The 7,383-nt window shown below is 59.9% G+C and carries 6 protein-coding genes and 1 pseudogene; 3 read left to right on the top strand and 4 right to left on the bottom strand.

Annotation, left to right across the window (positions count from 1 at the left end; genetic code table 11):
* From K359_RS62635 to K359_RS56050, 4 genes are all read right to left on the bottom strand, one after another.
* Nucleotides 1–266, bottom strand: a 266-nt coding sequence (locus tag K359_RS62635; RefSeq protein WP_029085030.1) for a helix-turn-helix domain-containing protein, incomplete at its 3' end; no start/stop codon positions are given.
* A 417-nt stretch (nt 267–683) separates the two neighbouring features.
* On the bottom strand, nt 684–1,910 hold the full coding sequence (locus K359_RS0145935) for an IS91 family transposase (RefSeq protein WP_051346817.1): 1,227 nt from the start codon (nt 1,908–1,910) through the stop codon (nt 684–686).
* A gap of 20 nt (nt 1,911–1,930) precedes the next feature.
* A complete protein-coding gene (locus K359_RS0145930) occupies nt 1,931–2,791 on the bottom strand; it encodes a tyrosine-type recombinase/integrase (RefSeq protein ID WP_029085027.1) in 861 nt (286 codons plus the stop codon).
* 404 nt (nt 2,792–3,195) lie between these two features.
* Nucleotides 3,196–3,549, bottom strand: coding sequence for a hypothetical protein (locus K359_RS56050; RefSeq protein ID WP_035978384.1), 354 nt, complete (start codon nt 3,547–3,549; stop codon nt 3,196–3,198).
* A 1,047-nt stretch (nt 3,550–4,596) separates the two neighbouring features.
* Here K359_RS56050 and K359_RS56040 point away from each other — a divergent pair.
* The 3 genes and pseudogenes from K359_RS56040 to K359_RS56035 all read left to right on the top strand — a co-directional run.
* Nucleotides 4,597–4,872: pseudogene (locus K359_RS56040) on the top strand (transposase); the annotation flags it as partial.
* A 547-nt stretch (nt 4,873–5,419) separates the two neighbouring features.
* Nucleotides 5,420–6,058, top strand: a complete 639-nt coding sequence (locus tag K359_RS62630; protein ID WP_156929088.1) for a hypothetical protein — start codon at nt 5,420–5,422, stop codon at nt 6,056–6,058.
* An 822-nt stretch (nt 6,059–6,880) separates the two neighbouring features.
* Nucleotides 6,881–7,383 (top strand): LptA/OstA family protein (locus K359_RS56035; RefSeq protein WP_305728199.1); only part of this gene is annotated, 503 nt, incomplete at its 3' end.

Genomic DNA, 7,383 nt, shown 5'->3' with positions numbered 1-7,383 from the left:
AGTTCGGCCACCAGCCCGCGCACGGTAAAATCGTTTCGGCACCGTTGCATCAGCCATTCGCGGTGCGGCCCCGCAATCTTCTTTGGCCGATAGCCCCCGATCTGGTCTGGCTTGACGCTACCGGTCTCGTGGAAGCGCTGTACCCAGTTGATCGCCGTGCTGATGCCCACCCCAAATTGAGCCGCTGCCTGATGCCGCGACAGGCCACCTTTGATGACAGCTCTCACTACCCGCTCACGAAGGTCGTCCGAATAGGCTCGTCCCATCCATGCTGGCCTCCTTCCCAGCCAGCATGTTGAATCAGAAGCCTTCCGATTTGGGAATCTGGAGGGTTCTGTGAGGTCGCGCTCACGCGAGGGCGCGGCAGGCGCTTATGACGCGACCTCATTGAAGCCGGATTGAACGAAGGCGCGGGAGGCTATTCGCGGTTTTGCAGCTATGGGGATTGTTCGAGATCGCCATGCCCGATCTGCTGGCTCGGCGCGTGAGGCAGAGACACAGGAGTGCGCATCCTGGAAGAGTTGAGATCAGACGCGCTTCGCCTGAGATCGCGATAGGCCTTTTGCTGCATCGGACGGTTGTTGTCGCGCAGTGTGACAGCACGGATTCGACATCGTCCGCGATGATCGAGACGCTGGGAGCGAAATGACGAATGATGATCGTCGTGCACGACATGACTTGGCTCACGATGTGTCGTATCGGATCGGTGATGTTCGAGGGCTGGGGCGTCTGAAGCTATGTCGAAAGCGCTCAATGATGCGCATGACGCCACCACAATCGGGACAGGCAGGAACCTCGGCCCAGGTTTGAGCCTCCGAATCCACAGGCGACGGCTGGCCATCGTTTGGGGCTGTTCGCTCATGATCGAGAAGTTCGCGGCAAAGGGCGAGCTTGGCAGCGCGATGGCGGTTGGCCATGAAGCCGAAGTGGCGGATGCGGTGGAAGCCGTCAGGCAGCGTATGAAGCAGGAAACGGCGAATGAACTCATCGGGCTTGAGATTCATGATCTTTGTCGCGCTGTTTTGGCGATAGTCCTTCCATGAGAAGGCGACATGATCGTCGTCGAGTGCGACGAGCCGGCTGTTGGCGATCGCGACGCGATGGGTGTAGCGGCCGAGATAGGCCAGGACCTGTGCGGGTCCGCCGAAGGGCCGCTTGGCGTAAACAACCCAGTTGATGCGTCGCATGGCGTCGAGGTGGGCCGCAAAGGCAGCCGGCTCGGCCAGAGCTCCGAGATCGCCGAAGAAACGCAAGGCACCGGAGTTGAAGGCTGCCGACAGACGTTTGAGAAAAAGTGTGCGAAATAGTCTGGACAACGGTTTGACGGCCAGGAAGAAGTTCGGTCGGCAAGCGGTCCAGCGCGCGCCATCGGGCGAGAGGCCGCCACCCGGAACGACGCAATGGACGTGGGGATGATGCATCAGCGTCTGTCCCCAGGTGTGGAGGACGGCGACGCCGCCGATCGCACCGCCGAGCCGGCGTGGATTGGCGGCGAGCGTCGTCATCGCCTCGGCGGCAGCCTTGAACAGGATGGCATAGACGACGGCCTTGTTCTGGAAAGCGATCGCGGCGATCGGTGCGGGAAGTGTAAAGACGACGTGGAAATAGGGAACCGGAAGCAGGTCGGCTTGACGCGCGGCGAGCCACGCGGCTCGGGCTCTCCCCTGACACTTCGGACAGTGCCGATTGCGGCAGGAATTATAGGCAACGCGTGTCGTGCCGCAGTCGTCGCAAGCCTCCATGTGGCCGCCGAGCGCCTCGGTCCGGCACGCAACGATCGCGCTCATCACGCGCCGCTCGACCCGCCCCAGATGACCGGCATGTACACGGCGATAGGCGTCGCCATGCCGGCGCAGAATATCGGCAATCTCGATGGCGGGCCTGTTGGAGCGGATGTCGGAGCGGGTCATGACCCGCATCCCGCTGCGGGTCATCCAGGTGGCGTCACCTCCAGCGACAGGCGATCGAGCGGGCTCTGCGTCGCTCGGATCGTATCGGTGGCGACCTGCGTGTAGCGCGCTGTCGACGACAAATTATTGTGCCCGAGCAAGACCTGGATGATCCGGATATCGGTTCCGTTCTCGAGAAGATGTGTCGCGAAGCTGTGGCGCAGCGTGTGCAGCGTGACGCGCTTGGTCAGGCCCGCAGCCTTCACCGCCGACCGGCAGGCGGCATGCAGCACGGTCTGATCGATCGGATGATCTTCGTCACGACCAGGGAACAGATAAAGCCGCGGCCGGGCGAGCCGCCAGTAGGTGCGCAGGATGCCCAGCAGCTGGGGCGACAGCATCACGTTGCGATCCTTCGCGCCCTTGCCGTGGCGCACCTGGATGACGCCGCGGGCGCTGTCGATGTCTTCGATCCGCAGTCCCGCAACCTCCGAGGCCCTGAGCCCGGCCGCATAGGCGGTGGTGAGCGCGGCGCGGCTCTTCAGGCTCGATACCGCTTCAAGAAACTGAACCACTTCGTCGGCGCTGAGAACGACCGGCAGCTTGCGCGGTTCTCGCGCATAGGGAATGCGCTCTGGGATGAGCGCCTCGCCGAGCGTGACGCCGTAGAAAAACCGTAGCGCACAGACGATCTGGTTCAGCGCCGGCCATGAGATGCCGGTCGAGACCAAATGCACCTGGAAGGCGCGGACGTCTTCCAGCTCTAACCGGTCAGGCGATCGGCCAAAATAGCGGCTGAACTTCGAAACCGCGCTGATGTAGGATCTTTGCGTCGCCGGCGACAGATTGCGGACGGTCATGTCTTCGATCATGCGGCGGCGAAGAGGGCTCAAATCGGCCATCTCGATACTCCTGTCTGAGGGGGTGGGCTCCAACACCCACATCCTCTCAGCCAGGAGGCGATCTATGCCACCTTGCCCCCTACGCCGCGGCAGCGGCTTCGTTCAGTCCCAAATCGATTCAAGCTAGACCCATCCCGCTCTAGCATCGAGCTCGACACCAAATACCCAGCCGTTCTTCCTCTATGTAGCCGATCCGGTCACCGGCTAGGAACACTGGCCTTGTCGACTACATCGCAATAGAAGTTCGGCGGTAGCCGCCGCCGACGTGCCCCCAACGCAGCCTCCGGACCAATTCCACGCTCCGGGCAGTTTCAGTTCTGGTTCCAGGTCTGCCGCATTGGCGGCGCCGCTTGCGAAGAGCGCAATGTCGCCGCCCCCAAAAAACAAACTCTCGATGGCATCGGTCAAAGTAAGCGTCGTTCAGGCCACGGGTCTTGAGCGCGATAGGCCCAGGGCAGTAGCTGGTGATGTCGCGATCTGGACGGCCGGGATCGCCAGCCGGGATAGAAGCCACAGGTCCAGCCCCATCGATCGGCGTCAGCCGGCACGCCGGCGCGCTCGCCAAACCAGCCAATCTTGACGTTGCCATAGAAAACATCCCAGCCCATTCGGTGAGGATCGGCTGATTGCTGGCGTGTCAGCTCGGTCATGTCTTCGATCGGGCATCGTTGCCACAGCTGCGTGAGCTCGGCCGTCGGCCGCTTGCCGGCGCCGCTGCACTTCACGTAGCGTACGCGCCCGGCGAGATCGTGCACCATCGTCGATGGCACGTGGCGCAGCGCGGCCAGGTCAACCGCGCGCGGCGTCTTGCACTCGAGCCAGGGATATCGTCGCCTGGCTTTAGCCCAAGACCTCTAAAATTGGAGTCGCGGGGTTCGGAATTCGCGATCGCTGCTTCCACCCGCGCTGGCCGCCAAAGAAGCTTTCACGGCTTCCGCCTGATCAGCCATCGCAAGGCGTAAGTGACAGATCGGAGCTTGTCGTTTTTGACGACGCCGATCGAAGCCATCCATCCTGCTGCCATCTCAGTTCTAGCCTATGTAGAGGGCCTGTTTTTTGGACGCCGTGTAGGTGGCGGCCTAGTTAATTCGAGCTTCGCAATCGCGGAAAGGGCTGGGCTGTTTGCGATCTTCCCCCAGGACTATCGTATGAGCGCCTCTATCGCGTTCATGGAACCAATTCCACGGCGTCGCTTTTCCCGAGTCAGTGGCCTGGGACTACGAAAGAGACGCGGGCAGCTGGAGGCAACCACATACTGTCCGGGGTTAATTAGACGGCCAAGCCGCTTCTTCACAGTGCGCCAGCTAACTGCTCGTGGAGCTTCCGGACAGGTATCCAATCCGACGCGGTTAAATGAAAAATCAGACGTTGGCTAATGATTCCGGGCCGTGAGGTGATTGGATCAATGTCATCGTCGTGAACCACGACCAGTTCGCCAACTTCCAAGTCGACTTTGCAACATTCCAGCTCCGAGCGGACGGTTGAGCATTGCGACCTTGCGCAGCTATCTCTCATGGCCAGCTTTGCGGCTTTGCTCGGGTTTGCGACTGTGACCGCGTAAGTTATGTGCCTATGCCAGTCGTCGTCGTCATCGCCGTCTTCCTTGATGGCGACCGTCACCAACCGTCCATCTTGCCGCTCCGTGAGGCATTGGCCTACGAGCTAGCGAGCCTCTGCGAGAGCTATCGAACATCCGTGACACGGGGGTGGCCGCGAGGTCGGGGCCGCGTGCGCCAGTCCGTTGTGAGCTGCTGCCGGTTTGATGGACACCGAGATTAGGTGTTTCATGAAGCCGGAGGTGCGCGATGAAGAGACGGAAGTTCAGTCGCGAGTCAAGATCGAGGCGGTCAAGCTGGTCAGGCAGCGTGGGGTGTCGGCGGCGCAAGCCGGCCACGACCTCGATGTTCATGAGAATGTTCTGCGCAAATGGGTGAAGACCCGGTGCAGGCCTTTTCCGGCCACGGGCTGATGAAGCCGGAGCAGCAGGAGATCGAACGGCTGCGCCGTGAGGTCGCCAAGCTGAAGGCCGAGCGGGATCTCCTAAACAAGGCCGCAGCCTTCTTCGCGAAGGAAGCGACATAGCGTGCTTTCGCAGTCGCCGGTGCACGTATTCCGACGCACTGGCACCGAATTTGTCAGGTTCGAGACAAGTGTCGATGTCTCGAAGGCACGCATATACCACGAAGAATTCGCAAAATCTGCATCGTGCAAGAGGCACGGCGCTTGCTTTTGTTCACGGCGTCGCCACCCGGGTTTCGGGGCGTCGATCATGTGGTGACGCTCACATACGGCGTCGTTTTTGCTCCCGAGAGAAACAGAGACCTTGGCAGTTTTTGGGGCGTCGACATCTGAGCCACCGGCGAGGGGAGCGACTAATTGCCGACGATCGCCTAGCCACCACCGGCGGTGGATTCCTTAGCTATGCTAGTACATACGCCGATTCCACGATACCAATGTTCGCAGCACCTGTATTTGGGATTCTTATTGCTCGCCGCCGCGTCCATGTTGGTGGCCAGCATACCTGGTGGTCCGGCCACCGACCTGGATGACCGTAGTCCGGCGAGTTCGCGAGCAAAGTTCCTTGCGCTGTACATTTTGGATTACAGACAGTCGAAACGACGTCCTGTGTTGACCAAGCCCGTCATGGACCTTTTCTGTATCGATCGGGCCAATGCTCCGCTGGGTACCGTCAGCCTTCCATCACTCCCGTGTCTTGGCCATTGGACTGAGCCCCGGCGCAGCAATGAGCAACCAAACTGCACTCGTCACATTCTAAACCACTGCGCGGAGGATGAAATTGCCAAATTTGCTGGAATAGGAGTTGTCGGGCAGCAGCGTCCGAAACTCTATCCGGATGGCCTAACCAATTTTGTCCTATCCACTCCCGCTTCTGTCGGAGACCATACATTTACATCATCCAACGGCACCAAGATCACCTACACCCTGATCATGGCCTTCAATGCCAGCCGCAATGCCTTTGGACCTCAGGTGTATATGGATGCAGAAAATAACGCTGTGGTGTGCGCGATCCCGCCCTCGGACACGGAAACAATCTCCGGATTCCGGAATTCGTTGGCTGACGCTTTCGTCAAAGAGGCTGCCGATCCTGGCAGAGGACTTCCTCGCGTAGACGTCGAACGATCCATTGCGGATGACTGGGCCGCCAAGGCTACGAATGGCATTATGAGCCGTTGTCTGCTTGCGAAGGATGGTGGAGGCGCTCCAATAGTGATAGCCGCTCATTATCAGGGTCTTGACCTTTATTGAGTTCAGGCTGGTTGGAGCACCGTTTCCAGGGGAGCTTCTGCGACGAAAGACGGGGGTAATGCTTGCTGTTGCGTGATGGGAACGCTCTGGCGTCCAAAGTGAAGCAGCGCAGATCCCGTGGCAGGCGCAATACCGGTGCTGGAACCACCAATTGCTTTCTTGGCCGCCAAGAACGCGGCGATCTAATTGGCCATTCTCATAGAAGTAAGTCCGGCCAGAGGACGGACGGAAATTCACAAGGTTCGCTGAGGGAGAACACATGCTCAACGAGAACAAGGTCGTCTGGCCCGACCTGACGGCGTGCTGAAGGAGCTGCCGGTATGGCCGCCCCGGCGCGACCGCCTTTGGGGGGTGATTAAGGCCCGTAACTCGCACAGCACGCGCCTTGTAGTTCATATCGCTTACGGGCCGCGTAACGCTGGCCGAGATCGCGGTATGGCAGCGGTGATTTCGCTGACTAGAGCCTCGAGAATCGTCACCATGGACGATTCATGTTGTTGTCGCGCGATCCGCGTCCGATCTGAGACGTCAATGTCGCGAACCCCACGTATGACTTCAGGGTTCGCCAACGTCACCAAAGATGCAATGGCACGTCGATTGCTTCAGATGCGACGTATTCCGTTATGTCGATGACGGTTCGCAGCCCCTTTTACGGTTCAGATGGGACCTCATCCGATTGATTCAAACTAGTGCTATGATGGAGCTGTCGCGTGGGTCGTACGGCGCGATTTAGCTGGGATTCTGCGGTGCTTCTCCCGGTGGGCAGGTGCGCCTTACTGAGTTCGTGGAGTGGATATGCGTGATCGCTCGCGCCGAATCTTAATGCTTACCATCGCGGGTGTTATTGCGACTGCTTGCGGCGTTGTTGCACCTGCGAAAGCATGGGCGCAAGCCTTCATCTACAATGAGCACCAATCGCGAGCTACCCGGCCGAAGGTGCTCGGCGGCAACCACATGCTCGTTCAGGCGACCGAGGTCGATTACGACTACAACAACAGCCGCATCTCGGCCGTCGGCAACGTGCAGATGTTCTACAACGGCACCAGCGTGGAGGCCGACAAGGTCATCTACGACCAGAAGACCAAGCGTCTTCATGCCGAAGGCAACATCCGCATGACCGATGCGGAAGGCAAGATCACCTACGCCAACATCATGGATCTCAGCGACGACTACCGCGACGGTTTCGTCGATTCGCTGCGCGTCGATACCGAAGACCAGACCCGGATGGCGGCGACCCGCGCCGATCGCTCCAGCGGCAATTACACGGTGTTCGACAACGGCGTTTATACCGCCTGCGCGCCCTGTAAGGATGATCCGAAGAAGCC

The organism is Bradyrhizobium sp. th-b2 (assembly GCF_000426785.1).
Lineage (GTDB): Bacteria > Pseudomonadota > Alphaproteobacteria > Rhizobiales > Xanthobacteraceae > Bradyrhizobium > Bradyrhizobium septentrionale.
The sequence above is the reverse complement of the archived record's forward strand: the minus strand, read 5'-3'. Positions and strand labels throughout refer to the sequence as shown.